Annotated in this window: 1 protein-coding gene; it reads right to left on the bottom strand. The window is 53.2% G+C overall.

Features of this window, described 5'->3' with window-relative positions:
• Positions 1-549 (bottom strand): DUF6708 domain-containing protein (locus DM374_RS33985; RefSeq protein ID WP_225422703.1); only part of this gene is annotated, 549 nt, incomplete at its 3' end.
• Positions 550-624 lie beyond the last annotated feature (75 nt).

The raw sequence follows: 624 nt of genomic DNA on the forward strand, positions 1-624 counted from the left end.
GGTGCCCGGCTTGACGATGGAGAGCACCACACCGCCCTTGATGACAACCCCATGTGAAGTTGCACCGCGCTTTAGCCAGCGCTCGGCGCGTACCTGTGACCAGTCGTAGGCCACCGGAACTACCTGCCAGCGTTCGAAGGGGTTCCACCAGCGATAGTTGAAGTTGTAGGCGTAGATGCGTTGGCGGGCGCGGTTGAAGCGGAGGGGCTGATCGCGAGGAGGTGCTACATCGAATTTCCAGAAGATACAGATAGACCAGATTCCAACTACCAAAGTGGCAATAACCATTAAATGCAACTCAAAGCGAATTACCTGCATAGCCGGCAGATAGTCCCACAACAACATGGCAAGAAAAGTCATCGATAGTGGTACGAACCAAATCACCCATCCTCTGACAAGCGCTGACGAACGCGTTAGTTCCAGATAAACATCATCCTGATAGTTGGGCGTATCGAATCCAAGAGCCGGCATTACCACCGGCACATTATCAGGATGAGGCAGATCTTCTTGCCATCCGGAGCAGGGAGGAACGAGTTGCGGCCTGTTCATAAGACTCACTTCTTCGCTCCCCCAGAAATCTCATCTTCCTTCACGATTAGCCGGACTACGCCAGATTCATCGTGC

The organism is Pseudomonas huaxiensis (assembly GCF_003231275.1).
Taxonomy (GTDB): Bacteria; Pseudomonadota; Gammaproteobacteria; order Pseudomonadales; family Pseudomonadaceae; genus Aquipseudomonas; species Aquipseudomonas huaxiensis.